The 24,095-nt window shown below is 65.5% G+C and carries 19 protein-coding genes; 7 read left to right on the top strand and 12 right to left on the bottom strand.

The genetic code is table 11. The features are described 5' to 3' along the window. The first annotated feature begins 48 nt into the window (after window positions 1–48). From ACF8C6_RS04950 to ACF8C6_RS04940, 3 genes are read left to right on the top strand one after another with little or no spacing between them, the layout of a single operon-like run. Window positions 49–1,107 (top strand): HlyD family secretion protein, encoded by a 1,059-nt coding sequence (locus ACF8C6_RS04950; protein WP_392498270.1) that lies wholly within the window; start codon window positions 49–51, stop codon window positions 1,105–1,107. Continuing rightward, a complete protein-coding gene (rbbA, locus tag ACF8C6_RS04945) occupies window positions 1,104–3,809 on the top strand; it encodes a ribosome-associated ATPase/putative transporter RbbA (RefSeq protein WP_392498269.1) in 2,706 nt (901 codons plus the stop codon). Before ACF8C6_RS04950 ends, rbbA begins: the two co-directional genes overlap by 4 nt. After that, window positions 3,809–4,933, top strand: coding sequence for an ABC transporter permease (locus ACF8C6_RS04940; protein WP_392498267.1), 1,125 nt, complete (start codon window positions 3,809–3,811; stop codon window positions 4,931–4,933). The genes rbbA and ACF8C6_RS04940 overlap by 1 nt, the downstream gene beginning before the upstream one ends. 47 nt (window positions 4,934–4,980) lie before the next feature. On the opposite strand, the gene ACF8C6_RS04935 is transcribed toward ACF8C6_RS04940, so the two are convergent. Further along, window positions 4,981–5,388 (bottom strand): flagellar basal body-associated protein FliL, encoded by a 408-nt coding sequence (locus tag ACF8C6_RS04935; RefSeq protein ID WP_277688129.1) that lies wholly within the window; start codon window positions 5,386–5,388, stop codon window positions 4,981–4,983. A 162-nt stretch (window positions 5,389–5,550) separates the two neighbouring features. On the opposite strand from ACF8C6_RS04935, the gene ACF8C6_RS04930 reads away from it, so the two are divergent. Further along, a complete protein-coding gene (locus ACF8C6_RS04930; protein ID WP_392498266.1) occupies window positions 5,551–6,531 on the top strand; it encodes an NADPH:quinone oxidoreductase family protein in 981 nt (326 codons plus the stop codon). A 156-nt stretch (window positions 6,532–6,687) separates the two neighbouring features. Here the strand turns inward: ACF8C6_RS04930 and ACF8C6_RS04925 are convergent, their stop codons facing one another. The 4 genes from ACF8C6_RS04925 to trxA form a co-directional block, all read right to left on the bottom strand. Continuing rightward, a complete protein-coding gene (locus ACF8C6_RS04925; protein ID WP_392498265.1) occupies window positions 6,688–7,656 on the bottom strand; it encodes a CDP-6-deoxy-delta-3,4-glucoseen reductase in 969 nt (322 codons plus the stop codon). Then, entirely contained in the window at window positions 7,656–9,122 is a 1,467-nt protein-coding gene (gene ubiD / locus ACF8C6_RS04920; protein ID WP_392498264.1) for a 4-hydroxy-3-polyprenylbenzoate decarboxylase, read from the bottom strand. The genes ACF8C6_RS04925 and ubiD overlap by 1 nt, the downstream gene beginning before the upstream one ends. Window positions 9,123–9,231: 109 nt before the next feature. Beyond that, window positions 9,232–10,491, bottom strand: coding sequence for a transcription termination factor Rho (gene rho / locus ACF8C6_RS04915; protein WP_277688125.1), 1,260 nt, complete (start codon window positions 10,489–10,491; stop codon window positions 9,232–9,234). 229 nt (window positions 10,492–10,720) lie between these two features. Next, window positions 10,721–11,047 (bottom strand): thioredoxin TrxA, encoded by a 327-nt coding sequence (gene trxA / locus ACF8C6_RS04910; RefSeq protein WP_277688124.1) that lies wholly within the window; start codon window positions 11,045–11,047, stop codon window positions 10,721–10,723. Between the two features lie 218 nt (window positions 11,048–11,265). Between trxA and ppx the strand changes: the two genes are divergently transcribed. Then, window positions 11,266–12,765, top strand: coding sequence for an exopolyphosphatase (gene ppx / locus ACF8C6_RS04905; RefSeq protein WP_392498263.1), 1,500 nt, complete (start codon window positions 11,266–11,268; stop codon window positions 12,763–12,765). A 48-nt stretch (window positions 12,766–12,813) separates the two neighbouring features. Here ppx and ppk1 read toward each other — a convergent pair whose 3' ends face one another. The 3 genes from ppk1 to ACF8C6_RS04890 form a co-directional block, all read right to left on the bottom strand. Continuing rightward, window positions 12,814–15,012, bottom strand: a complete 2,199-nt coding sequence (gene ppk1, locus ACF8C6_RS04900) for a polyphosphate kinase 1 (protein ID WP_392498262.1) — start codon at window positions 15,010–15,012, stop codon at window positions 12,814–12,816. 19 nt (window positions 15,013–15,031) lie between these two features. After that, the gene (gene hemB / locus ACF8C6_RS04895; protein WP_277688121.1) at window positions 15,032–16,039 is read right to left on the bottom strand and encodes a porphobilinogen synthase; all 1,008 of its coding nucleotides are present in this window, start codon (window positions 16,037–16,039) and stop codon (window positions 15,032–15,034) included. A 114-nt stretch (window positions 16,040–16,153) separates the two neighbouring features. Further along, window positions 16,154–17,383 (bottom strand): sterol desaturase family protein, encoded by a 1,230-nt coding sequence (locus tag ACF8C6_RS04890; RefSeq protein WP_392498261.1) that lies wholly within the window; start codon window positions 17,381–17,383, stop codon window positions 16,154–16,156. Between the two features lie 163 nt (window positions 17,384–17,546). Between ACF8C6_RS04890 and elbB the strand changes: the two genes are divergently transcribed. Both elbB and ACF8C6_RS04880 read left to right on the top strand, forming a co-directional pair. Next, entirely contained in the window at window positions 17,547–18,212 is a 666-nt protein-coding gene (elbB, locus tag ACF8C6_RS04885) for an isoprenoid biosynthesis glyoxalase ElbB (protein WP_392498260.1), read from the top strand. Between the two features lie 169 nt (window positions 18,213–18,381). Next, the gene (locus tag ACF8C6_RS04880) at window positions 18,382–18,852 is read left to right on the top strand and encodes a thioesterase family protein (protein ID WP_392498259.1); all 471 of its coding nucleotides are present in this window, start codon (window positions 18,382–18,384) and stop codon (window positions 18,850–18,852) included. A 112-nt stretch (window positions 18,853–18,964) separates the two neighbouring features. Here ACF8C6_RS04880 and ACF8C6_RS04875 read toward each other — a convergent pair whose 3' ends face one another. The 4 genes from ACF8C6_RS04875 to ACF8C6_RS04860 form a co-directional block, all read right to left on the bottom strand. Beyond that, the gene (locus ACF8C6_RS04875) at window positions 18,965–19,414 is read right to left on the bottom strand and encodes a YaiI/YqxD family protein (protein WP_392498344.1); all 450 of its coding nucleotides are present in this window, start codon (window positions 19,412–19,414) and stop codon (window positions 18,965–18,967) included. Between the two features lie 11 nt (window positions 19,415–19,425). Next, window positions 19,426–21,312 carry an FTR1 family protein gene (locus tag ACF8C6_RS04870; RefSeq protein WP_392498258.1) on the bottom strand — a complete coding sequence of 629 codons (1,887 nt, stop codon included), beginning with the start codon at window positions 21,310–21,312 and terminating at the stop codon, window positions 19,426–19,428. A 134-nt stretch (window positions 21,313–21,446) separates the two neighbouring features. Continuing rightward, a complete protein-coding gene (locus ACF8C6_RS04865) occupies window positions 21,447–22,079 on the bottom strand; it encodes a LysE family transporter (protein WP_392498257.1) in 633 nt (210 codons plus the stop codon). 103 nt (window positions 22,080–22,182) lie between these two features. Further along, window positions 22,183–24,093: an ATP-binding cassette domain-containing protein gene (locus ACF8C6_RS04860; RefSeq protein WP_392498255.1), complete on the bottom strand. Its 1,911-nt coding sequence runs from the start codon at window positions 24,091–24,093 to the stop codon at window positions 22,183–22,185. Between the last annotated feature and the right edge of the window lie 2 nt (window positions 24,094–24,095).

The following is a 24,095-nucleotide window of genomic DNA, read 5'->3' as shown; positions in this document are numbered from 1 at the left end:
ATACAGGTCTGCCCTCCTCCAGTGACTCGCACAAGGGAAGCCGAGCTCATGCGCCACCCCCTGCCGTATTGGATCGCCGCCGCGCTGGCGCTGCTACTGACCGTGACCTGGTGGCAACTACGACCGAGCGGCCTGGGCGAAGGCTTCGCCAGCGGCAACGGGCGCATCGAGGCCACCGAAGTGGATGTCGCCACCAAACTGGCCGGTCGCATCGCCAGCATCGCGGTCGATGAGGGCGACTTCGTGCACGCCGGCCAACTGCTGGCGCGCATGGACACCCAGGTACTGGAAGCCCAACTGGCCCAGGCCAGGGCACAACTGCGCCAGGCCGAGAACGGCCAGATCACTGCCGCCAGCCAGATCCGCCTGCGGCAGAGTGAGAAACTGACCGCCGAAGCGGTGGTACGCCAGCGCCAGGCAGAGCTGGACGCGGCGCGCAAACGCCATGCGCGCAGCGCCACGCTGGTCAAGCGCAACGCCCTGGCCCAGCAGCAACTGGATGACGATCTGGCCCGCCTGCAGAGTGCAGAGGCGGCGCTGGCGGCGGCCCGCGCGCAAGTCAGCTCGGCCGATGCCGGCATCGCTGCAGCCCAGTCACAGGCGGTCGAGGCAGAGTCGGCCACTCAAGCCGCACAGGCCAGCGTCGAACGCCTGCAGGTGGACATCGACGACAGCCAGCTCAAGGCGCCGCGCGCCGGGCGCGTGCAGTACCGCGTGACCCAACCGGGCGAAGTGCTCGGCGCCGGCGGCAAGGTGCTCAACCTGGTCGACCTCACCGACGTCTACATGACCTTCTTCCTGCCCGAGCGCCAGGCCGGCCGTGTCGCCCTGGGCAGCGAAGTGCGCCTGGTGATCGATGCCGCGCCGCAGTACGTGATTCCGGCCAAGGTCAGCTACGTGGCCAGCGTCGCCCAGTTCACGCCGAAGACCGTGGAAACCGCCAGCGAGCGCGAAAAGCTGATGTTCCGGGTCAAGGCGCGCATCGCCCCCGACCTGTTGAGCAAGCACCTGCAGCAGGTGAAGACCGGCGTACCCGGCATGGCCTACCTGCGCCTCGATCCTGAAGCCGAGTGGCCGGCACACCTGGCGATCAAGGTTCCGCAATGAACCCGGCGGTCGCCCGCCTCAGCGGCGTCGGCCTGCGCTATGGCGCGACCAGCGCCCTCGAGGCCATCGACCTGAGCCTGCCGGCGCAGCGCATGGTCGGCCTGATCGGCCCGGACGGCGTCGGCAAGTCCAGCCTGCTGGCGCTGATCGCTGGGGCGCGGCGGCTCCAGGCCGGTAGCGTCGAGGTGCTGGGCGGCGATATGGCCGACGCGCGCCACCGCCGCCGTGTCTGCCCGCATATCGCCTACATGCCGCAGGGCCTGGGCAAGAACCTCTACCCCACGCTGTCGGTGTTCGAGAACCTCGACTTCTTCGGCCGCCTGTTCGGCCAGGACGCCGCCGAACGCGCGCGGCGCATCGACGATCTGCTGCGCAGTACCGGCATGGCCGCGTTCCGCGAACGCCCGGCGGGCAAGCTGTCCGGCGGCATGAAGCAGAAGCTCGGGCTGTGCTGCGCGCTGATCCATGACCCTGACCTGCTGATCCTCGACGAGCCGACCACCGGCGTCGACCCGCTGTCACGCAACCAGTTCTGGGAGCTGATCGCGCGCATCCGCGCGCAGCGCCCGCAGATGAGCGTGATGGTGGCCACCGCCTACATGGAGGAGGCCGAGCGCTTCGACCATCTGGTGGCAATGGACGCCGGCCGCGTACTGGCCGAGGGCAGCCCGGCCGAGCTGCGCACGCGCACCGGCTGCGCCAGCCTGGAGCAGGCCTTTATCGCCCTGCTGCCGGAGGAAAAGCGCCGCGACCACCGCGAGGTGCTGATCCAGCCCCTGCAGGACCACAGCGAGATCGCCATCGAAGCCAAGGGCCTGACCATGCGCTTCGGCGACTTCGTCGCGGTCGACGCGGTGTCGTTCCGCATCCGTCGTGGCGAGATCTTCGGCTTCCTCGGCTCCAACGGCTGCGGCAAGAGCACCACCATGAAGATGCTCACCGGCCTGCTGCCGGCCAGCGAAGGCGAAGCCCTGCTGTTCGGCCAGACGGTGGACCCGCGCGACATGGCCACGCGCCGGCGGGTCGGCTACATGTCGCAGGCCTTCTCCCTGTACAGCGAGCTGACGGTACGCCAGAACCTGGTACTGCACGCCCGCCTGTTCCATGTGCCGGCCGCACAGATAGACGATCGCGTCGCCGCGATGGCGCGCCGCTTCGACCTCGGCGCAGTCATGGACATGCTGCCCGAGCGCCTGCCGCTGGGCATTCGCCAGCGCCTGTCGCTGGCCGTGGCGGTGATCCACCAGCCGGAAATCCTGATCCTCGACGAGCCCACCTCGGGTGTCGACCCGGTCGCCCGCGACGGCTTCTGGCAGCTGATGCTCGACCTGTCGCGCCAGGACGGCGTGACCATCTTCATCTCCACCCACTTCATGAACGAGGCGCAGCGCTGCGACCGCATCTCGCTGATGCACGCCGGCAAGGTGCTCGACAGCGACACGCCGCAGGGGCTGATGACCAAGCGCGGCCTGGACAGCCTGGAGGCGACCTTCATCGCCTACCTGCAGGAGGCGGTCGGCGAGCAGCCGGCCAGCGAGGCACCGCCACTGCAACAGGCGCCGCCACCGCAGCGCCAGCGCTTCAGCCTCCGCCGCCTGTTCAGCTACGCCCGCCGCGAGGCCCTGGAGCTGCGCCGCGACCCGATCCGTGGCGGCATGGCCCTGCTCGGCACCGTGCTGCTGCTGTTCATCATCGGCTACGGCATCAGCCTGGACGTGGAGGACCTGACCTTCGCCGTGCTCGACCGCGACCAGACCACCACCAGCCAGGAGTACCACCGCAACCTCTCCGGCTCGCGCTACTTCCTGGAGAAGCCGGCGCTGCGCGACTACGCCGACCTGGAGCGGCGCCTGCGCAATGGCGACATCAGCCTGGCCGTGGAGATCCCGCCGCACTTCGGCCGCGACCTCAAGCGCGGTGCCAGCCCGCAGATCGGCATGTGGATCGACGGCGCCATGCCGACCCGCGCCGAAACCATCAAGGGCTACGTCGCCGGTCTGCACCAGCATTACCTGGCCGAGCTGGCGCGGCGCTCGCCGCAGCCGCAGGCCGCCAACGCCGCCGAGCTGGAAGTGCGCTACCGCTACAACCCCGACGTGGAGAGCCTCAAGGCCATGGTGCCGGCGGTGATCCCGCTGCTGCTGATGCTGATCCCGGCCATGCTCACGGCCCTCGGCGTGGTGCGCGAGAAGGAGCTGGGTTCGATCATCAACCTCTACGTTACCCCGGTCACGCGCCTGGAATTCCTCATCGGCAAGCAGCTGCCCTACATCGCCCTGGGCCTGTTCAACTGCGTCCTGCTGGTGCTGCTGGCAATCACTGTGTTCGACGTGCCGCTGAAGGGCAGCGCGCTCACCCTCGGCCTCGGCGCGCTGCTCTACGTCGCCTGCGCCACCGGCCTGGGCCTGCTGATGTCGACCTTCACCAACAGCCAGATCGCCGCCGTGTTCGGCACCGCCATCGCCACCCTGCTGCCGGCCATCCAGTTCTCCGGGCTGATCTATCCGGTCGCCTCGCTGGAAGGCTTCGGCGCCCTGGTTGGCCAGCTGTATCCCACCTCGCAGTTCCTGGTAATCAGTCGCGGGCTGTTCTCCAAGGCGCTGGAGCTGCGCGACCTGGCCGGCTATTTCCTCGCCCTGGCACTGACCGTGCCGCTGCTGACCCTGCTCAGCGCCAGCCTGCTGCGCAAACAGGAGGTGTGATGGAACGCCTGGCCAACATCTTCCACCTCGGCATCAAGGAGCTGCGCAGCCTGCAGCATGACCTGGCACTGGTGCTGCTGATCCTCTGGGCCTTCAGCATGGGCGTCTACTCGGCCGCCACCAGCCTGCCGGAAAGCCTGCACAACGCCGCCATCGCCGTGGTCGACGAAGACCAGTCGCAGCTCTCCGAAAGGCTGATCCAGGCCTTCCAGCAGCCCTACTTCCGCACGCCGGAGCGCATCGACCTGAGCCAGATGGATCGTGGCATGGACTCCGGCCGCTACACCTTCACCCTGAACATCCCGCCAAACTTCCAGCGTGACGTGCTGGCCGGGCGCAGCCCGGCGATCCAGCTCAACGTCGATGCCACCCAGGTGAGCATGGCCTTCACCGGCGCCGGCTACATCCAGAGCATCGGCGCCAGCGAGGTGGCCGAGTTCGTCCGCCGCTACCGTGGCGACCTGCCGCAGGCGGTGGAGCTGGCGGTGCGCGTGCAGTTCAACCCGAACCTGACCCGCGCCTGGTTCGGCTCAGTGATGGAGGTGATCAACCAGATCACCATGCTGTCGATCATCCTCACCGGCGCGGCGCTGATCCGCGAGCGCGAACACGGCACGGTCGAACACCTGCTGGTGATGCCGGTGACGCCTCTGGAAATCATGCTGGCCAAGGTCTGGTCGATGGGCCTGGTGGTGCTGACGGCGGCAGCGCTGTCGCTGCTGCTGGTGGTGCAGGGCTGGTTGCAGGTGCCGATCGAAGGCTCGCTGGCGCTATTCCTCGGCGGCGCGGCGCTGCACCTGTTCGCCACCACCTCGATGGGCATCTTCTTCGGCACCGTGGCGCGCTCGATGCCGCAACTGGGCCTGCTGATCATCCTGGTGCTGCTGCCGCTGCAGATTCTTTCCGGCGGCACCACGCCGCGCGAGAGCATGCCGGAGCTGGTGCAGCAGATCATGCTGGCGGCGCCGACCACTCATTTCGTCGACCTGGCCCAGGCCATTCTCTATCGCGGCGCCGGGCTGACCATCATCTGGCCGCAGCTGCTGGCCATCGCCGGTATCGGCACGCTGTTCTTCCTCGCTGCGCTGACGCGCTTTCGCAAGACCCTGGCGCAGATGGCGTAGCCCCGCCGGCTGCAACGGTGGCAAAGCGGACGCGGGTTTTACCCGCGTTACTGGATGATCAGGTTGTTGAACAGCAAGTCCTCGACCAGCGGCTTGCCCTCCTCCTGCTCAAGCACCGTCTGCACCTGCTTGAGCGCCTCCTGGCGCAGGATTTCCTTGGCATTCTCGTCCGCCATGCTGGCCTCGGTCTGCTGGGAGAACAGCATCACCAGCTGGTTGCGGATCAACGGCTCGTGGTGCTCGACCTTCTCCTCGGCCTCGCTGCCCATGACGCGCAGGGCGATATCGGCCTTGTAGAACTTCAGCTTGGGGCCTTCGCCGAAATTGCCCACCAGAGCCGGCACCAGGCTGACATAGGCCACCTTGGGCTCGGCGCTTTCCTCTTCCCCCCCGCCGCTGGCCCAAGCAAGGCAGGGCAGAGTCAGGGACAGCAGCAAGGCAATGGTCTTCTTCACGGGGGCAGTTCCTCAGTAACGGATGCCGCCTAGCATAGCCACAGCGGCGCACGCACCCAAGCCCAACGCTTATGGCCAGGCATCAGACTGGGCCATGCTCGTTGACCGGGTATGCCTGCCACCTACACTGCCGGACAGTCCCCGAACCCAAGGAACACCGCGATGAAAGCCCTGCTCTGCAAAGCCTTCGGCCCGGCCTCCAGCCTGGTACTGGAGGAGACCGCCAGCCCGCAACCCAAGTCCAATGAAGTGCTGATCGAGGTACACGCCGCCGGGGTCAACTTTCCCGACACGCTGATCATCGAAGGCAAGTACCAGTTCAAACCGCCCTTCCCCTTCTCCCCAGGCGGTGAAGCCGCTGGCGTGGTCAAGGCCGTCGGCGAGAAGGTCAACCAGTTCAAGGCGGGCGACCGGGTCATGGCCCTGACCGGTTGGGGCAGCTTCGCCGAGGAAGTGGCGGTCGGCGCCTACAACGTGCTGCCGGTACCGCCAAGCATGGACCTGACCAGCGCAGCCGGCTTCGGCATGACCTACGGCACCTCGATGCACGCCCTGAAACAACGCGCCAACCTGCAGCCGGGCGAAACCCTGCTGGTACTCGGCGCCTCCGGTGGTGTCGGCCTGGCGGCCGTGGAAATCGGCAAGGCCATAGGCGCTAAGGTGATTGCCGCCGCCAGCACCGCCGAGAAGCTGGACGTGGCGCGCAAGGCCGGCGCCGACCACCTGATCAACTACAGCGAGCAAAGCCTGAAGGAAGAGCTGAAGAAGCTCACCAACGGCCAGGGCGTGGACGTGATCTACGACCCGGTCGGCGGCAGCTTCTTCGAGGAAGCCTTCCGCTCCATGGCCTGGAACGGACGCTTCCTGGTAGTCGGCTTCGCCGCCGGCGGCGGCATCCCGGCTCTGCCGGCCAACCTGCCGCTGCTCAAGGGCGCCGCGCTGATCGGCGTGTTCTGGGGCTCCTTCGCCCAGCGCCAGCCGCAGGACAACGCCGCCAACTTCCAGCAGCTGTTCGCCTGGCACGCCGAGGGCAAGCTCAAGCCTCTGGTATCGCAGACCTTCCCGCTGGAACGTGGTGGCGAAGCGATCGACTACCTCGGCCAGCGCAAGGCGGTCGGCAAGGTGGTGGTGCAGGTGCGCTGATCCCTCTCCCTCCGGGAGAGGGGCAGGGGTGAGGGCGCATCGAGCAACTTCGATCTGCCTGTAACACCCTCACCCGCCCTGTCGGGCCCCTCTTCCTTTGGGAGCGGTGAGAGAGAACAAGGCCGCCCCGGGGGCGGCCTTGTTGTGTTCGGACCCTCAGCTCCTAGGCGCGTAGGCGAACACGTCGGCGCGCATCTGGTGCGCATCCATACCCGCCTCGACCAGCGCATCCAGCGTGCCGTAGACCATCGCCGGCGAGCCGCTGGCATACACATGCAAGGTCTTGAGGTCAGCGAAGTCCTGGCACACAGCCTCGTGCAGCATGCCGCTGCGGCCTGGCCAACCATCTGGTTCGCTGACCACCTGATGCAGATGCAAGCCAGGCTGCGACTGCCACGCCTGCCAATGCTCCAGCTGATAGAAGTCCTCGGCCTCGCGCACGCCCCAGTAGAGATGCAGCGGATGGCTGAAACCGGTGGCCCGGCAATGCTCGATCAGGCTGTGCATCTGCGCCATGCCGGTACCGGCGGCGATCAGCACCAGCGGGCCGTCCGGCAGCTCGGCCAGGTGGGTGTCACCGAACGGCATCTGCACCCGCACCAGCGGCGTGCGGCGCAACTGCGCCACCAACTGCTGCGTACTCTCCTCGCGGGTGAGGATATGCAGCTCCAGCTCACGCCCGGCATGCGGCGCCGAGGCCAGGGAGAAGGCCGACCATTCGCCATCGTCACGCTGCAGCAGCAGGTACTGCCCGGCGTGATAGCGTGGCGCCTTGCCGGCAGGCGCACGCAGGCGCACGCGGCAGACATCACCGCCCACATCCAGGCATTCGATCACCTGGCAACCGAAGGTGCGCACCGGCAACTCGCCGGGCGCCAGCACGCCATCCCAGTGCAGCACGCAGTCTTCCAGCGGCTCGGCCAGGCAGGTGAACAACTCGCCATGATCCAGCTCGGCGCCGGCCTGCAGCACACGCCCCTCGACCAGCAGCGCCGAACAGATATGGCAGTTGCCGTTGCGACAGCTCTGCGGGCAGTCGTAGCCCAGACGCCGCGCGGCATCGAGGATGCGCTCGCCACCGTGCACGTCGAGTACGGCGCCAGAGGGTTGCAGGGTGACCTTCATCAGTCGATGCCCAACTCTTTCCACAGCGCGTCGACCCGCGCCGTCACCGCCGGGTCCTTCTCGATCACCCGGCCCCACTCGCGACTGGTCTCGCCCGGCCATTTGTGGGTGGCATCCAGACCCATCTTCGAGCCCAGGCCGGACACCGGCGAGGCGAAGTCGAGGTAGTCGATCGGCGTGTTGTCGATCATCACCGTGTCGCGCTTGGGGTCCATGCGCGTGGTGATGGCCCAGATCACGTCGTTCCAGTCGCGGGCGTTCACATCGTCGTCGGTGACGATGACGAACTTGGTGTACATGAACTGGCGCAGGAAGCTCCACACGCCGAGCATCACCCGCTTGGCATGGCCGGGGTACTGCTTCTTCATGGTCACCACCGCCATGCGGTAGGAACAGCCTTCCGGCGGCAGGTAGAAGTCGGTGATCTCCGGGAACTGCTTCTGCAGGATGGGTACGAACACTTCGTTCAGCGCCACGCCGAGGATTGCCGGCTCATCCGGCGGCCGCCCGGTGTAGGTACTGTGGTAGATCGGCTCGCGCCGACGGGTGATGCGCTCGACGGTGAACACCGGGAAGGTGTCGACCTCGTTGTAGTAGCCGGTGTGGTCGCCGTAAGGACCTTCCGGCGCGGTCTCGCCCGGATGGATCACGCCCTCAAGCACGATCTCGGCGCTGGCCGGCACCTGCAGGTCGGAGCCGATGGCCTTGACCAGTTCGGTACGATGGCCGCGCAGCAGGCCAGCGAAGGCGTATTCGGAAAGAGTGTCCGGCACCGGCGTCACCGCACCGAGGATGGTCGCCGGGTCCGCCCCCAGGGCCACGGCCACCGGATACGGCTTGCCCGGATGCTTCTGACACCACTCGCGGTAATCCAGCGCGCCGCCACGGTGGCTGAGCCAGCGCATGATCAGCTTGTTGCGGCCGATCACCTGCTGGCGGTAGATGCCGAGGTTCTGCCGCTCCTTGTTCGGCCCGCGGGTGATGGTCAGGCCCCAGGTGATCAGCGGCGCCACGTCGCCCGGCCAGCAGTGCTGGATCGGCAACTTGGACAGGTCGACATCGTCGCCCTCCTCGATCACCTCATGGCACGGCGCATCCCTGAGCACCTTGGGCGCCATGCTGATGACCTTCTTGTAGATCGGCAGCTTGCTCCAGGCGTCCTTCAGCCCCTTGGGTGGCTCCGGCTCCTTGAGGAAGGCCAGCAGCTTGCCGATCTCGCGCAGCTCGCCGACATCCTCAGCGCCCATGCCGAGGGCCACGCGCTTGGGCGTGCCGAACAGGTTACCGAGCACCGGCACGTCGAAGCCGGTGGGCTTTTCGAACAGCAGCGCCGGGCCACCCTTGCGCAGCGTACGGTCGCAAATTTCGGTCATTTCCAGCACGGGAGAGACCGGGGTCTGGATGCGCTTGAGCTCGCCACGGTTTTCCAGCTCGCGGATGAAGTCGCGCAGGTCGCGGTACTGCATGCTTGGGCCTCACAGGTCGGGGCGCAAAGTTTAGCGCCGAACTGGGTTATTCAGAAGGCCACAGAAACGCAAAGGCCGGGTTTCCCCGGCCTTTGTGGCAACGCTCGAATTACTTGCGCTTCATGGAGAGGAAGAATTCGTCGTTGGTCTTGGTGTCCTTCAGCTTGTCGATGAGGAACTCGATGGCGGCGATCTCGTCCATCGGGTGCAGCAGCTTGCGCAGGATCCACATGCGCGAGAGCTCTTCCTCGCCGGTCAGCAACTCCTCGCGGCGGGTGCCGGACTTGTTGATGTTGATGGCCGGAAATACGCGCTTCTCGGCGATGCGACGGTCAAGCGGCAGCTCCATGTTGCCGGTGCCCTTGAACTCCTCGTAGATCACCTCGTCCATCTTCGAGCCGGTTTCCACCAGCGCGGTGGCGAGGATGGTCAGGCTGCCGCCTTCCTCGATGTTACGGGCGGCACCGAAGAAGCGCTTGGGCTTCTCCAGGGCGTGGGCATCGACACCACCGGTGAGGACCTTGCCGGAGCTCGGGATCACGGTGTTGTAGGCACGCGCCAGGCGGGTGATGGAGTCGAGCAGGATGACCACATCCTTCTTGTGCTCGACCAGGCGCTTGGCCTTCTCGATCACCATTTCGGCAACCTGCACGTGACGGGTCGGCGGCTCGTCGAAGGTGGAGGCGACCACTTCGCCGCGCACGGTGCGCTGCATCTCGGTCACTTCTTCCGGGCGCTCGTCGATCAGCAGGACGATCAGGTAGCACTCGGGGTTGTTGCGCGCGATGTTGGCCGCGATGTTCTGCAGCATGATGGTCTTGCCCGCTTTCGGCGGGGCGACGATCAGGCCACGCTGGCCCTTGCCGATCGGCGCGCAGAGGTCGATCACGCGACCTGTGATGTCCTCGGTGGAGCCGTTGCCGGCCTCCATGGTCAGGCGCTCGTTGGGGAACAACGGCGTCAGGTTCTCGAACAGGATCTTGTTCTTGGCGTTTTCCGGGCGGTCGAAGTTGATGCTGTCGACCTTGAGCAGGGCGAAGTAGCGCTCGCCTTCTTTCGGCGGGCGGATCTTGCCGACGATGGTGTCACCGGTACGCAGGTTGAAACGGCGGATCTGGCTGGGCGATACATAGATGTCGTCCGGCCCGGCCAGGTAGGAGGAGTCCGCGCTGCGCAGGAAGCCGAAACCGTCCTGGAGGATCTCCAGCACGCCGTCGCCGGAAATCTCTTCACCGCTTTTCGCGTGCTTTTTCAGCAGGGCGAAGATGATGTCCTGCTTGCGCGAACGGGCCATGTTTTCCAGACCAGCCTGGTCGGCCATATCCAGCAGTTCGGCAATCGGCTTTTGCTTGAGTTCGGTCAGATTCATAGGAATGACGTAGAAATGAGAGGAGGGAGGAAAAGCACTTGGGCTTAGCTGGCCGCGCCGCGAGGAAGGCGACTGGATCGCTCGGTCTTATCAGGAAGAGTGCGTCGGCGACGGCGTGAGAGGCAACGGGGAACCCATTGCAGGCCCGAATGTAACACCGGGTTTAGCGCGACGTCCACCCCGCGCCCAGAAAAAAGCCCCGCGACTAGCGGGGCTTTTGCGCAACGCCTCAGATGTTGGCGTCGAGGAAGGCAGCCAGCTGCGACTTGGACAGGGCGCCGACCTTGGTGGCTTCGACATTGCCGTTCTTGAACAGCATCAGGGTCGGGATACCACGCACACCATACTTCGGCGGGGTTTCCTGGTTTTCGTCGATGTTCAGCTTGCACACCTTCAGTTTGCCCTGGTAGGTCTGGGCGATCTCGTCCAGAACCGGTGCAATCATCTTGCACGGACCGCACCATTCGGCCCAGTAGTCGACCAGGACCGGACCGTCGGCCTTGATCACGTCGTCTTCGAAGCTGCTGTCGCTGACGTTGGTGATGAACTCGCTCATGAATAGTCTCCGGGTGCGGAAGCGAAAAACTGGCGGCCATGATAGCCCGCATCCGCCCCCACCGAAAGCCGCTCGCCATTGACCTTCACTATCAATGGATTTCATACCGCCGATGAAAGACTACGGCATCCCGGCTCAGGGCGGTTAACATGAAGGAATTGGAGTGCTTGCCCGCGAGGGGCAGGCTGCCTGCGTTTTGAATAGGGACCCCCCGAACCATGCCCAATGCCGACAAGCAGTTCCCCCTGATTGCCGCCATCGACCTCGGCTCCAACAGTTTCCACATGGTGCTGGCCAAGGCCGATCATGGCGAGATCCGCATCCTCGAGCGGCTAGGAGAAAAGGTGCAGCTGGCGGCAGGCCTCGACGAGGAACGCATGCTCAGCGAAGAGGCCATGCAGCGCGGCCTGGACTGCCTGCGCCGCTTCGGCCAACTGATCCAGGGCCTGCCACAAGGTGCCGTGCGCATCGTCGGCACCAACGCCCTGCGCGAGGCCCGTAACCGCAATGAATTCATCCGCCGCGCCGACGCACTGCTCGGCCATGAAGTGGAAGTCATTTCAGGTCGTGAAGAAGCACGCCTGATCTACCTTGGCGTGTCGCACAGCATCGCCGACACCCCGGGCAAACGCCTGGTGGCGGACATCGGTGGCGGCAGCACCGAGTTCATCGTCGGTCAACGCTTCGAGCCACTGCTGCGCGAGAGCTTGCAGATGGGCTGCGTCAGCTTCACCCAGCGCTATTTCAAGGACGGCAAGATCACTCCGGCGCGCTACGCCCAGGCCTACACGGCCGCGCGCCTGGAACTGATGAACATCGAGCAGGGCCTGCAGCGCCTCGGTTGGCAGGAAGCGGTCGGCGCCTCCGGCACCATTCGCGCCGTCGGCCTGGCAATCAAGGGCGCCGGTCTCGGCAATGGCGAGATCAATCCGGAAGGCCTGGCCTGGCTCAAGCGCAAACTGCTCAAGCTCGGCGATGTGGAAAAGATCGATTTCGACGGCATCAAGCCGGATCGCCGGCAAATCTTCCCCGCCGGCCTGGCCATTGCCGAAGCCATCTTCGATGCCCTCGACCTGCAGCGCATGGACCACTCCGAAGGCGCCCTGCGCGAAGGAGTGCTCTATGACCTGCTCGGTCGTCATCACCACGAGGACGTGCGTGAACGCACCCTCAGCGCGCTGATGGAGCGCTACCACGTCGATCTGCAGCAGGCCGAGCGCGTCGAGCGCAAGGCCCTGCAAGCCCTGGAGGAAGTGGCCGAGGCCTGGAAACTGGACGAGGACTGGCACCGTGACCTGCTGCAGTGGGGCGCGCGGGTACACGAAATCGGCCTGGACATCGCCCACTACCAGTACCACAAGCACGGTGCCTACCTGATCGAGCACTCCGACCTGGCCGGCTTCTCGCGCAAGGATCAGCTGATGCTGGCCCTGCTGGTACGCGGCCACCGCCGCAATATCCCCAAGGACAAGTTCGCCGACTTCGGTGACGATGGCGTTCAGCTGCAGCGCCTGTGCGTACTGCTGCGCTTCGCCATCCTCTTCCACCACATTCGCGGCACCCAGGAAATGCCCAAGGTGCAGTTCAGCGTGGGCCCGCAGAGCCTGGATCTGACCTTCCCCGATGGCTGGCTGGAGGCCAATCCGCTGACCCAGGCGGACTTCGAACAGGAAGCCACCTGGCTGACGCGTATCGGCTTCAGCCTGAGCGTACGCTGACTATGAAAAAGCCCCGCAACAGCGGGGCTTTTCGATTTACCTGACCGCTCAGCGCACCTGTGGCGTGGTCAGCTTCTCCAGCAGGCCCGCCTGGGCACTGCGCGGGTTGGCATTGCCGCTGGGGCTGGTACGCAGGTAGCGGCCATCAGGCTGCAGCACCCAGGCCTGGGTGTTGTCGCTCAGGTAGCTTTCCAGCTCCTTCTTCACCCGCAGGATCAGCTTGCGCCCCTCCACCGGGAAGCAGGTCTCCACGCGCTTGTCGAGGTTGCGCTCCATCCAGTCGGCGCTGGACAGATAGATCTTCTCGTCGCCGCCATTGAGGAAGTAGAACACCCGGGTGTGTTCGAGGAAGCGGCCGATGATCGAGCGCACCTGGATGTTGTGCGACACCCCGGGGACGCCAGGCCGCAGGCAACACATGCCGCGCACCACCAGGTCGATCTTCACCCCGGCCTGGCTGGCCTTGTACAGCGCGCGGATGACCTTGGGGTCGGTCAGCGAGTTGAACTTGGCCATGATCTGCGCCGGCTTGCCTTCGCTGGCCTGCTGGGTCTCGAAGGCGATCAGGTCGAGCAGGGTCTTCTTCAGGGTGAAGGGCGCGTGCAGCAGCTTCTTCATGCGCAGGGTCTTGCCCATGCCGATCAGCTGGTTGAACAGCTTGGACACGTCCTCGCCCAAGGCCACGTCGGCGGTGAGCAGGCTGTAGTCGGTGTACAGCTTGGCGTTGCCGGCGTGGTAGTTGCCGGTACCCAGGTGCGCGTAGCGGCGCAGCTCGCCGTTCTCGCGGCGCAGGATCAGCATCATCTTGGCGTGGGTCTTGAAGCCGACCACGCCGTAGATCACCACCGCGCCGGCTTGTTGCAGGCGACTGGCCAGCTGCAGGTTGGACTCCTCGTCGAAACGCGCGCGCAGCTCGATCACCGCGGTGACTTCCTTGCCGTTACGCGCCGCTTCCACCAGGGCATCGACGATTTCCGAGTTGGCCCCGGAGCGGTACAGGGTCTGTTTGATCGCCAGCACGTGCGGGTCTTTCGCCGCCTGACGCAGCAGGTCGACCACCGGCGTGAAGGACTCGAAGGGGTGCAGCAGGAGGATGTCCTGCTTGCCGACCACGTTGAAGATGTTGTCGCTGTTCTGCAGCAGCTTGGGGATGACCGGAGTGAACGGCGTGTATTGCAGTTCCGGATGGCTTTCCAGGCCGGTGATGCTGAACAGACGGGTCAGATTGACCGGGCCATTGACCCGATACAGCTCGCTTTCACCCAGGTTGAACTGCTTGAGCAACTGATCACTCAGGTGTTTCGGGCAGGTGTCCACCACCTCCAGGCGTACCGCATCGCCGTAACGGCGGCTGAACAGCTCGCCGCGCAGGGCGCGGGCGAGGTCTTCGACATCCTCGGTATCGACCGACAGGTCGGCGTTACGGGTCAGGCGGAACTGGTAGCAGCCCTTGACCTTCATGCCTTGGAACAGGTCATCGGCGTGGGCATGAATCATCGAGGAGAGGAACACGTAGTTGTCCCCTGCCCCACCAATCTCCTCCGGCACCTTGATGATGCGCGGCAACAGGCGCGGCGCCGGGATGATCGCCAGGCCCGAGTCGCGGCCGAAGGCGTCGACGCCCTCCAGCTCGACGATGAAGTTCAGGCTCTTGTTCACCAGCAGCGGGAAGGGGTGCGTCGGGTCGAGGCCGATCGGGGTGATGATCGGTGCGATTTCGTCGCGGAAGTAGCGACGCACCCAGGCCTTCAGCTTGGCGGTCCAGTAACGCCGGCGAATGAAGTTGATCTGGTGCTTGGCCAGCGCGGGCAGCAGCACGTCATTGAGCAGCGCGTACTGGCGCTCGACCTGCTCGTGGGCGATGTCGGAAATCCGCGCCAGCGCCTGGCTCGGCAGCAGGCCATCGGCGCCGGCCTGCTCGCGGGCGAAGTTGATCTGCTTCTTCAGGCCGGCGACGCGGATCTCGAAGAATTCGTCGAGGTTGCTGGAGAAGATCAGCAGAAACTTGAGCCGCTCCAGCAGCGGGTAGGACTCATCCAGCGCCTGTTCCAGCACGCGGATGTTGAACTGCAGCTGGGATAGCTCGCGATGAATGTACAGGGAGCTGTCGTCCACTCCCGGAATCGGTGCCGGCGGCGCGGGGGCCGGCTCGGGCTCCGGCGCCGGCTGCTCGACCACGACCTCGACCGGCAGCGCTTGCTCGGCAGCTTGTTGCAGGTCGGTTTTGCTCAATCCCTCGGTATTCATCGCAAGTTTCCTGGGGGCCTCAGCGCCCCTCTTTGATCAGTTCAGCCGCACGCACGGCGAAGTAGGTGAGGATGCCATCGGCACCCGCGCGTTTGAAGGCGGTCAGCGATTCGAGGATCACTGCCTCCGACAGCCAGCCGTTTTGGATGGCGGCCATGTGCATGGCGTACTCGCCACTGACCTGGTAGGCAAAGGTCGGCACCTTGTAGGCCTCTTTCACCCGCCAGACGATATCCAGATAGGGCATGCCCGGCTTGACCATGACCATGTCGGCGCCTTCGGCCAGATCCGCCGCCACCTCGTGCAACGCCTCGTCGCCGTTGGCCGGGTCCATCTGGTAGCTGGCCTTGTTGGCCTTGCCCAGGTTGGCGGCCGAGCCCACTGCATCGCGGAACGGACCGTAGTAGGCGCTGGCGTACTTGGCAGAGTAGGCCATGATGCGCACGTTGACGTGTTCGGCCAGCTCCAGCGCCTCGCGAATCGCCTGGATGCGCCCGTCCATCATGTCCGACGGCGCCACCACCTGGGCACCGGCTTCGGCATGCGACAGCGCCTGCTTGACCAGGGCATCGACGGTGACATCGTTCATCACGTAGCCATCGTCGTCGAGAATGCCGTCCTGGCCATGGGTGGTGAAGGGGTCCAGGGCCACGTCGCTGATCACGCCCAGCTCAGGGAACTTGGCGCGCAGGGCGCGAATGGCGCGCTGGGCGATGCCGTCCGGATTCCAGGCCTCGCTGCCATCCAGCGACTTCTTCTCCAGCGGGGTGACCGGGAACAGCGCCAGCGCCGGAATGCCCAGCTCGACCCAGCGCTCGGCCTCGGCAAGCAGCAGGTCGATGGACAGGCGCTCGACGCCCGGCATCGACGGCACGGCTTCGCGGCGGTTCTCGCCATCGAGGACGAACACCGGCAGGATCAGGTCATTGGTGGTGAGTACGTGTTCGCGTACCAGGCGGCGAGAGAACTCGTCACGGCGATTACGACGCAGGCGAGTGGCGGGGAACAGACGGTTGGCAAAGCTCACGACGGACTCCAGAACCCGCACGGCGGGCGAGTGTGACAGTAATACCTGGCCATTATGACCAAATAATGACTGCCACACCCAGACTGCGACGGCGAGCCGCAGTTCCGTGCCGGTTCAGATCGCCTGACGGGTACGCGACATCGGCCAGAACAGCCAGATCAGGCTGACCAGACTCCAGACCGCCAGCAGCAACCAGCCAGTCGCGCCACCTGCCAGCAAACCGACCTGCTGGGCCCAGAGCAGCGCCAGCGGGTTGCTGGCCAGGCGCAACAGTTCCAGCCAGCGGGCGAATGGCCGGCTCTCCAGCCAGGCACCAATGCAGTAGAGGCCAAAAGCCACCCACAACCAGGCCCCCGCCAGCACCGCAATACTCTGCTGCTCCGCCACTGCCAGCAGGCCGCTGACGCCCAGCACGTAGCTGGCGAACTGCAGCGCGGCATAGACCTTGTGCCGCCGCGCCAGCGGCACCTCGAACTTGCGGAAGCGGCTCAGGTCCTGCTTGGCCATGGGGTAGCGCGCCGCCACATCGGCCGGTCGCCAGCCGGTGGGCATGAACCAGATGCGCAGCTTGTCCCACCAGGAACCGGCACGCACCGCGTCCTGCCACAGCTGCACGTAGAACTGCACGTTGGCCCACAGCGGGTTCCAGCTCTGCAGCGGCACGGTCACGCCAAACACGACCGGCTCCTCGTCCAGCTCTTCCTGAAAGCTGCCGAACAGGCGGTCCCAGACAATGAACACGCCGCCGTAATTGCGATCCATGTAGACAGGATTCTGCGCATGGTGCACCCGATGATTGGACGGCGTGACGAAGAACCACTCGTACCAGCCCAGCTTGGGCACATGGCGGGTGTGCACCCAGAACTGGTACAGCAGGTTGAGCGCCGCCACGCTGACGAACACCAGTGGCGGAATGCCCAGCACGGCCATGGGCAGGTAGAAGATCCAGCTCAGCAGGAAGCCGGTACTGGTCTGGCGCAACGCCGTGGTGAGGTTGTACTCCTCGCTCTGGTGGTGCACCACATGGGAAGCCCAGAACAGATTGCGCTCATGGCCGATGCGATGGCTCCAGTAGTAGCAAAGGTCATAGAGCACGAAGGCCAGCACCCAGACCCAGAGCTCGTCAGACAGTTCGAACAGATGCAGGTGCTCGTAGGCGAAGGCATAGCCGAGCACGACTATGGCCTTGCTCAGCAGTCCGCTGGCCTGGGACAGCACGCCGGCGCTGAGGCTGTTCAGCGAGTCGGCCAGCCGGTAGCTGCTGAGGCCACGCCAGCGATCCGCCAGCAGTTCGGCTGCAATCAGCAGAAAGAAAAAAGGGACGGCGAGCAGGATCAGGTTCATGGTTCGGTACGGCTTGGCTTGACCTATGCTGATCCTAGACCCGCCCTGCCCCTCGCTCGCGACAGCCAATGCCAGCCTGGGCGACATTTGGCGACACTCGACGGCGCCTGGGCCGGCGAGTCAAACTCGCCAGCACATCCCCGACTATTCCTTGGAGAACAGCATGCACAAAAGAGTCGCAGTCATCCTCTCCGGCTGTGGCGTCTATGACGGCGCGGAAATCCACGAAAGCGTGATCACCCTGCTGCGCCTGGATCAGCGCGGCGCCCAGGTGCAGTGCTTTGCACCGAACATCGCGCAGATGCACGTGATCAACCACCTCACCGGCGAGGAAATGCCGGAAAGCCGCAACGTCCTGACCGAGGCGGCACGTATCGCCCGCGGCGATGTGGCCGACGTGCGCGAGCTGCAGGTCGACAAGTTCGATGCGTTGATCCTGCCCGGCGGTTTCGGCGTGGCCAAGAACCTCTCCAGCTTCGCCGTCGAAGGCGCGGGCTGCAGCGTGCAGCCCGATGTATTGGCGGCGACCCAGGCCTTCGTTCAGGCCGGCAAGCCGATCGGGCTGATCTGCATCGCTCCGGCCCTGGCGGTGAAGATCTTTGGCGAAGGCGTCAGTTGCACCCTGGGCGCCGAAGACGATCCGGCCGCCGAAGCCCTGGTCGCCATGGGCGGCCAGCATGTCGAATGCACCGTCGAAGACATCGTCGAGGATGAGGCGCGCAAGCTGGTGAGCACCCCGGCCTACATGCTGGCGCAATCCATCGCAGAGGCCGCGTCCGGCATCAACAAGCTGGTCGACCGGGTGCTGGAGCTGGCCCACCCGCACTGATGCGTGGCCCTCGCCTGGGTTGAGCGCCGCGAGGGTCAACGACACAGCGGCGCCGTTTCGCTGGCAGCCGACGCCAATCCGGCCAAACCTCGGGGCAGCCCTGCCCCGATACTGGCCAAGCCATTGCGATTACGGCAGCTTGGCGGCATCTGCAGCGCCGGAATCCCTCATGAGCCAGTCCGTCTTTCAACTCTCCGAAGAACAACGCCAGGGTGTGGAAAGCTTTTTCCAGCGCATCCCGTTCAACCAGGCCCTGGGCATTCGCATCGTCGAGCTGAGCGGCGAGCGGGTGGTGATGGATCTGCCGATGAAACCGGAGCTGATCGGCAACTTCACCCAGGGCATCCTCCATGGTGGGGTGATTTCCTCGATTCTGGACGTTGCCGGCGGCGCCATGGCGCTGATCGGCGCCTTCGACAAGCACCAGCACCTGAGCCAGGCCGAGCGCATGCAGCGCCTGTCCAAGCTGGGCACCATCGACCTGCGCATCGACTACCTGCGCCCGGGCCGCGGCCAGGTCTTCACCGCCACCGCCGTGCTGCTGCGTTCCGGCAACAAGGTCGCGGTGGTGCGCAGCGAACTGCACAACGAGGATGATGTGCTGGTGGCCGTGGGCACCGGCACCTACCTGTGCGGCTAACCCGTCGCTGGCGGGCGATGGGTATCTGTGCGACTGATACGCGGAGGCCCCACTTGAGTAGCCCGGATGCAATCCGGGAAGCAGGCAGCGCCATCCCCGGATTACATCCGGGCTACTTCATCAGACGGGTCAGGATGCGATCCAGCGAGTTGGCGAAGGCCTGGCGATCCTTGTCCGAGTAAGCCGCCTGACCGCCACCCATCTGCCCCTGCTCGCGCAGGTCGGCGAACAGGTTACGGGTGGCCAGCTTGTCGCCCATGTTGCGCTCGTCGAACTCGCGCCCGCGCGGGTCAAGGGCGGCCACTCCCTTCTTGATCAGACGGTCGGCCAGCGGGATGTCGCTGCAGATCACCAGCTCACCGGGCACGGCATGCTCGACCAGATGATCGTCGGCCGCGTCCGGGCCGCTGGGCACGACGACCAGCTTCACGCAGGCGAAGTTGGGGCGGGCCACGGCCTGGCCCGCCACCAGCACCACCTCGAAGCCACGCTTGAGGGCGAATTTCACCACCTGATCGCGCGCCAGGCGCGGGCAGGCGTCGGCATCGATCCACACCCGCATGCCCCGCTCGCTCATTTGGCCTCCATCAGGCGGCGCCGCTCACTTAGCCAACTGCGCCCATAGAGTACCGTGATGGCCAGCAGCGACAGCGCCTGCGCCGAGAGGCTGTAGGCGTCCGGATGGATACCCAGCCAATCGAACTCGAAGAAGGCCACCGGCCGGGTGCCGAGCACGCCCGCCTCTTGCAGCGCGGCCACGCCATGCCCGGCGAAGACCACCGAGAGCACGCAAAGCAGTACAGCGTTGGCGCTGAAGAATGTCGTCAACGGCAGCTTGCGCGAGCCCCGCAGGATCACCCAGGCCAACCCCAGCAACAGCAGCAGCGCGGCGCCTGCACCGGCGATCACCATGCCGTGGCCATCTGCACCGGCCTGCAGCCAGAGGGTTTCATAGAACAGGATGACTTCGAACAGCTCGCGATAGACCGAGAAGAAGGCCAGTACGGCGAAGCCGAAGCGACCGCCGCCGCCGACCAGGCTGCTCTTGATGTAGTCCTGCCAGACGGCGGCGTGGCGGCGGTCGTGCATCCACACGCCGAGCCACAGCACCATCACACTGGCGAACAGCGCGGTCGCGCCTTCGAGCAACTCGCGCTGGGCACCGCTGACATCAATCAGGTAGGCGGCCAGCGCCCAGGTGCCGAAGCCGGCCACGATCGCCACCCCCCAGCCGACGTGCACACTGCGCACCGCCTGCTGCTGGCCGGTGTTGCGCAGGAAAGCGAGGATCGCCGCCAGCACCAGAATCGCTTCCAGACCTTCACGCAGGAGGATCAGCAAACTGGAAACAAAGGTCAGCGACGCATTCATCGCGCCGGAGCCGAGCAGCTCGGCCGACTTGCCCAGCTCACGCTTGGCCAGCTCCAACGCCTGCGCTGCCTGGGCGATGCTGGCACCGTCCTGTACCGCCTGGCGGTAGGCCATCAGGGCACGCTCGGTGGTCTTGCGCTGGCCGGCATCGAGGTTGTCGAGGGCACTTTCCACCAGCTCGAACCCCTCCAGATAGGCGCCCACCGACAGGTCATACGCCTGTTCGTGGTTGCCCTCGCGGTAGGCCTGCAGGCTGCGCTCCAGGGTGCTGCGGGTGTAGTCGATCAGCTCTTGGGGGCCACGCTGCTGCAGCGGCGGCTTGGCACGCTGGGCACGGAATGCCGTTGCATCACCACCCTCGGCCGCCACTTCAACCGGTGTCTTGCCGGCCAGCTCAGCCAGGCTGAAGGGGGCAGCACTGCTGCGGGACTTGGCGCTGAACCCGGCAATGTAGCTGGCCAGATCCCAGCGCTGACGCTCATCCAGCTGGTCGGCGAAAGCCGGCATATCGGTGCCTTCGATGCCCAGCCCCACCGTGTTGTACAGGTCATACAGGCTCAGCCGATCGAGCCGTGATGCATCGCGCAGGTTTGCCGGCGGCGGCTCCAGGCCCAGCCCTGCCGGGCCGTCGCCAGCGCCCCTGTCGCCATGGCAAATGGCGCAGTGCTGGGCGAACAGCGGCGCGCCACGCGCCGGGTCCGGCGTGATGGCTGGCGTCAGGCTCAGCCGGTACAGCTGCACCAACTGCCCACCCAGCTGGCGCGCCGCATCGGCGACCTGCTGACCAGGCTGGCGCTGTTGCACCGCTAGACGCAGCGCTTCGACACCGCTGGCCAGCTCATCACGCCCCGCCTTGGCCGGCAGGGCCACCACCAGACCTTGCAGCACAGCGAGGAACTCCAGCTGTTCGGCGTACTCGCCGCTGTCGATCACCTCGCCCGAGGCGACGGTTGCCGGGTAATCGGCGGCCACGTAACTAAGCAGGTGCAGGGCCTGGGCAGCCCCCTCCGGCTCGGCCATGACCGACAGGCTGAGCAGGGCGAACAGGGGGAGAAACAGCCAGGACAGGGAAGAGCGCATGACAGACATCAATCAATCCCAAACAAGAATGGGTGGCATTAATTGTTACCTTCCTAACGGTTCAGCTCAAGGAAAACCTGAAACACCTGGTAACAATCTGCCGAACAGTCTGTTCGGGATCGGCCTGGGAACTTTTCGCGCTCTCAGGCTGGCGTACGTCGCACCATGGCCAACAGCGCGGCAGCGGCCATGAACAAGCCGCCGAAGGTGCGATTGAGCAGCCGCTGCTGACGCGGCGAACGCAATGCCCGCAGCACTCGCGCGGCCAGGCCGGTATAGCCGGCCATCACCAGCAGGTCGACGGCCACCATGGTTGCCGCCATCAGCAGGTACTGCACCAGCAGCGGCGCCTTGGGATCGAGGAACTGCGGCAGCACCGCCAGAATGAAGATGATCGCCTTGGGGTTGCTGGCATTGACCAGAAAGCCGCGCAACACCAGGGTCAGCGGCCGCCCCAGTGGGCGCTCACCCTCGCCGGCAGCGATCTGGCCAGGAACGGCGACCCACTGCCTCCAGCCAAGGTAGACCAGATAGGCCACGCCGAACCATTTGATCAGGCTGAACGCCAGCTCCGAGGTGGCCAGCACAGCTCCCAGACCGGCGGCGACCACGGCGATCTGCATCAGCAGGGCCAACTGCAGGCCAATGGCATTCCAGTAGCCGCGCCAGAAGCCGTACTGCAGGCCACAGGACATGGAGGCAATTGCTCCTGCCCCCGGTGACAGGCTGATCACCCAACAGGCGACGAAGAAAGCGAGCCAGGTTTCCAGAGTCATGCCGCGATACCTCAGAGAGATGGTTGCCTAGCCTAACCCCTCGGTCAGATTCGGCCTAGTCGAAGAGCCTCTTTGCAGGCTCATGCCTGCGATCCAGTGATGCTCAGTCCGCCTGTGCCAGTTGCTGCTCCAGGCTTTCCAGATGCTCCAGCGCGGTCATCCAGCGCTCTTCCAGGTCGCCCTCACGACCCTTCAGGCGGGCCTGTTCGGCCAGCAGATCACGCAACTCGTCCTTGCGCGCAGCGTCATACAGCGCGCTGTCGCCCAGACGCTCCTCGACCTGCGCCAACTGCTCATGCAGCTTGCCCAGTTCCTTCTCCAGCTTTTCCGCCTCGCGCCGGTGCGGCGCCAGTTGCTGGCGCAGGGCAGCGGCGGCCTGACGCTGCGCGCGCTTGTCGGTCTTGTCGCCCGCTGGCGCAACCGCGGCCTGCGGCTGCTGGCGGGCACGGAAGTCCACCAACCAGCGGGCATAGTCGTCGAGGTCGCCATCGAATGGCTGGATACGCCCATCGGCGACCAGGAGGAACTCGTCGGTGGTGCTCTTGAGCAGATGACGATCGTGGGACACCACCAGCACGGCACCGGAAAATTCCTGCAGGGCCATGGTCAGGGCCAGGCGCATCTCCAGGTCGAGGTGGTTGGTCGGTTCGTCGAGCAGCAGCAGATTGGGCTTCTGCCAGGCGATCAGGGCGAGCGCCAGGCGCGCCTTCTCACCGCCGGAGAAGTTCTGCACCGCCTCGTCGCAACGGGCGCCGCGAAAATCGAAGCCGCCGAGAAAGTCGCGCAGTGTCTGCTCGCGCTCGCCCGGTGCAATGCGCTGCAGATGCAGCAGCGGGCTGGCCTTGGCGTCCAGCGAGTCGAGCTGGTGCTGGGCGAAATAGCCGATGGCGAGATTCTCACCGCGCGCCAGACGCCCGGACAGCGGTACCAGCTCGCCGGACAGGGTCTTGATCAGGGTCGACTTGCCGGCGCCGTTAGGGCCGAGCAGGCCGATGCGCGCCCCCGGCGCCAGTTGCAGCTTGACCTGCTGCAAGACCGCCTTGTCGCCATAGCCCAGCTGAGCGTCGGACAGGTCGAGCAACGGGCTGGAGATCTTGTCGGCCTCGCGGAAAACGAAGTCGAACGGCGAATCGACATGCGCCGGCGCCAGCTCTTCCAGGCGCTCCAGGGCCTTGATCCGACTCTGTGCCTGACGGGCCTTGGTGGCCTGGGCCTTGAAGCGGGCGATGTATTTTTCCATGTGCGCGCGCTGTGCCTGCTGCTGCTCATAGGCCTGCTGCTGCTGGGCCAGACGCTCGGCACGGGTACGCTCGAAAGCCGAATAACCGCCACGGTAGAGCGTGAGTTTCTGCTGTTCCAGATGCGCCACATGGTCGACCACGGCATCGAGAAAATCGCGGTCGTGTGAAATCAGCAGCAGGGTGCCGGGGTAGCTCTTCAGCCACTCCTCCAGCCAGAGGATGGCGTCGAGGTCGAGGTGGTTGGTGGGCTCGTCGAGCAGCAGCAGGTCGGAGGGACACATCAGCGCCTGCGCCAGGTTCAGGCGCATACGCCAGCCACCCGAGAAGTCGCCGACACGCTTGTCCATCTGCTCACTGGTAAAACCGAGGCCGGCCAGCAGCTTGCGCGCACGGGCATCGGCGGTATAGCCATCGGCGCTGTCCAGATCGCTGTGCAGGCGGGCGATGGCACTACCATCGTGCGCCGCCTCGGCAGCCGCCAGGTCGCGCTGCACCTGGCGCAGGTGCGTGTCACCGTCGAGCACGTAGTCCACCGCCAGGCGCTCGAGGGTGTCGACCTCCTGACGCATATGGGCAATACGCCAGTCGGGTGGCAGGCTGCAATCGCCGGCGTCGGGGCCGATTTCGCCACGCAGCAGGGCGAACAGGCTGGATTTGCCGGCACCGTTGGCGCCGATCAGACCGGCTTTATGGCCGGCGTGCAGGGTCAGCTCGGCGCCTTCGAGCAGGCGTTGCGGACCACGCTGTAGAGTGAGGTTCTGGAGTCGGATCATAA

The sequence above is a fragment of the Pseudomonas sp. zbq_18 genome (assembly GCF_043102245.1).
GTDB lineage: Bacteria > Pseudomonadota > Gammaproteobacteria > Pseudomonadales > Pseudomonadaceae > Aquipseudomonas.
The sequence above is the reverse complement of the archived record's forward strand: the minus strand, read 5'-3'. Positions and strand labels throughout refer to the sequence as shown.

Excerpts from the sequence above, each read along its gene's own strand:
- ACF8C6_RS04925 (WP_392498265.1), bottom strand. The coding sequence starts at position 7,656 with ATGAAGGTCACCCTGCAACCCTCTGGCGCCGTACTCGACGTGCACGGT.
- ubiD (WP_392498264.1), bottom strand. The coding sequence starts at position 9,122 with ATGCAGTACCGCGACCTGCGCGACTTCATCCGCGAGCTGGAAAACCGT.
- ACF8C6_RS04860 (WP_392498255.1), bottom strand. The coding sequence starts at position 24,093 with ATGATCCGACTCCAGAACCTCACTCTACAGCGTGGTCCGCAACGCCTG.
- ppk1 (WP_392498262.1), bottom strand. The coding sequence starts at position 15,012 with ATGAATACCGAGGGATTGAGCAAAACCGACCTGCAACAAGCTGCCGAG.
- ppx (WP_392498263.1), top strand. The coding sequence starts at position 11,266 with ATGCCCAATGCCGACAAGCAGTTCCCCCTGATTGCCGCCATCGACCTC.
- ACF8C6_RS04940 (WP_392498267.1), top strand. The coding sequence starts at position 3,809 with ATGGAACGCCTGGCCAACATCTTCCACCTCGGCATCAAGGAGCTGCGC.
- ACF8C6_RS04865 (WP_392498257.1), bottom strand. The coding sequence starts at position 22,079 with ATGACTCTGGAAACCTGGCTCGCTTTCTTCGTCGCCTGTTGGGTGATC.
- ACF8C6_RS04930 (WP_392498266.1), top strand. The coding sequence starts at position 5,551 with ATGAAAGCCCTGCTCTGCAAAGCCTTCGGCCCGGCCTCCAGCCTGGTA.
- rbbA (WP_392498269.1), top strand. The coding sequence starts at position 1,104 with ATGAACCCGGCGGTCGCCCGCCTCAGCGGCGTCGGCCTGCGCTATGGC.
- trxA (WP_277688124.1), bottom strand. The coding sequence starts at position 11,047 with ATGAGCGAGTTCATCACCAACGTCAGCGACAGCAGCTTCGAAGACGAC.
- rho (WP_277688125.1), bottom strand. The coding sequence starts at position 10,491 with ATGAATCTGACCGAACTCAAGCAAAAGCCGATTGCCGAACTGCTGGAT.
- ACF8C6_RS04870 (WP_392498258.1), bottom strand. The coding sequence starts at position 21,312 with ATGTCTGTCATGCGCTCTTCCCTGTCCTGGCTGTTTCTCCCCCTGTTC.
- elbB (WP_392498260.1), top strand. The coding sequence starts at position 17,547 with ATGCACAAAAGAGTCGCAGTCATCCTCTCCGGCTGTGGCGTCTATGAC.
- ACF8C6_RS04890 (WP_392498261.1), bottom strand. The coding sequence starts at position 17,383 with ATGAACCTGATCCTGCTCGCCGTCCCTTTTTTCTTTCTGCTGATTGCA.
- ACF8C6_RS04880 (WP_392498259.1), top strand. The coding sequence starts at position 18,382 with ATGAGCCAGTCCGTCTTTCAACTCTCCGAAGAACAACGCCAGGGTGTG.
- ACF8C6_RS04950 (WP_392498270.1), top strand. The coding sequence starts at position 49 with ATGCGCCACCCCCTGCCGTATTGGATCGCCGCCGCGCTGGCGCTGCTA.
- ACF8C6_RS04875 (WP_392498344.1), bottom strand. The coding sequence starts at position 19,414 with ATGCGGGTGTGGATCGATGCCGACGCCTGCCCGCGCCTGGCGCGCGAT.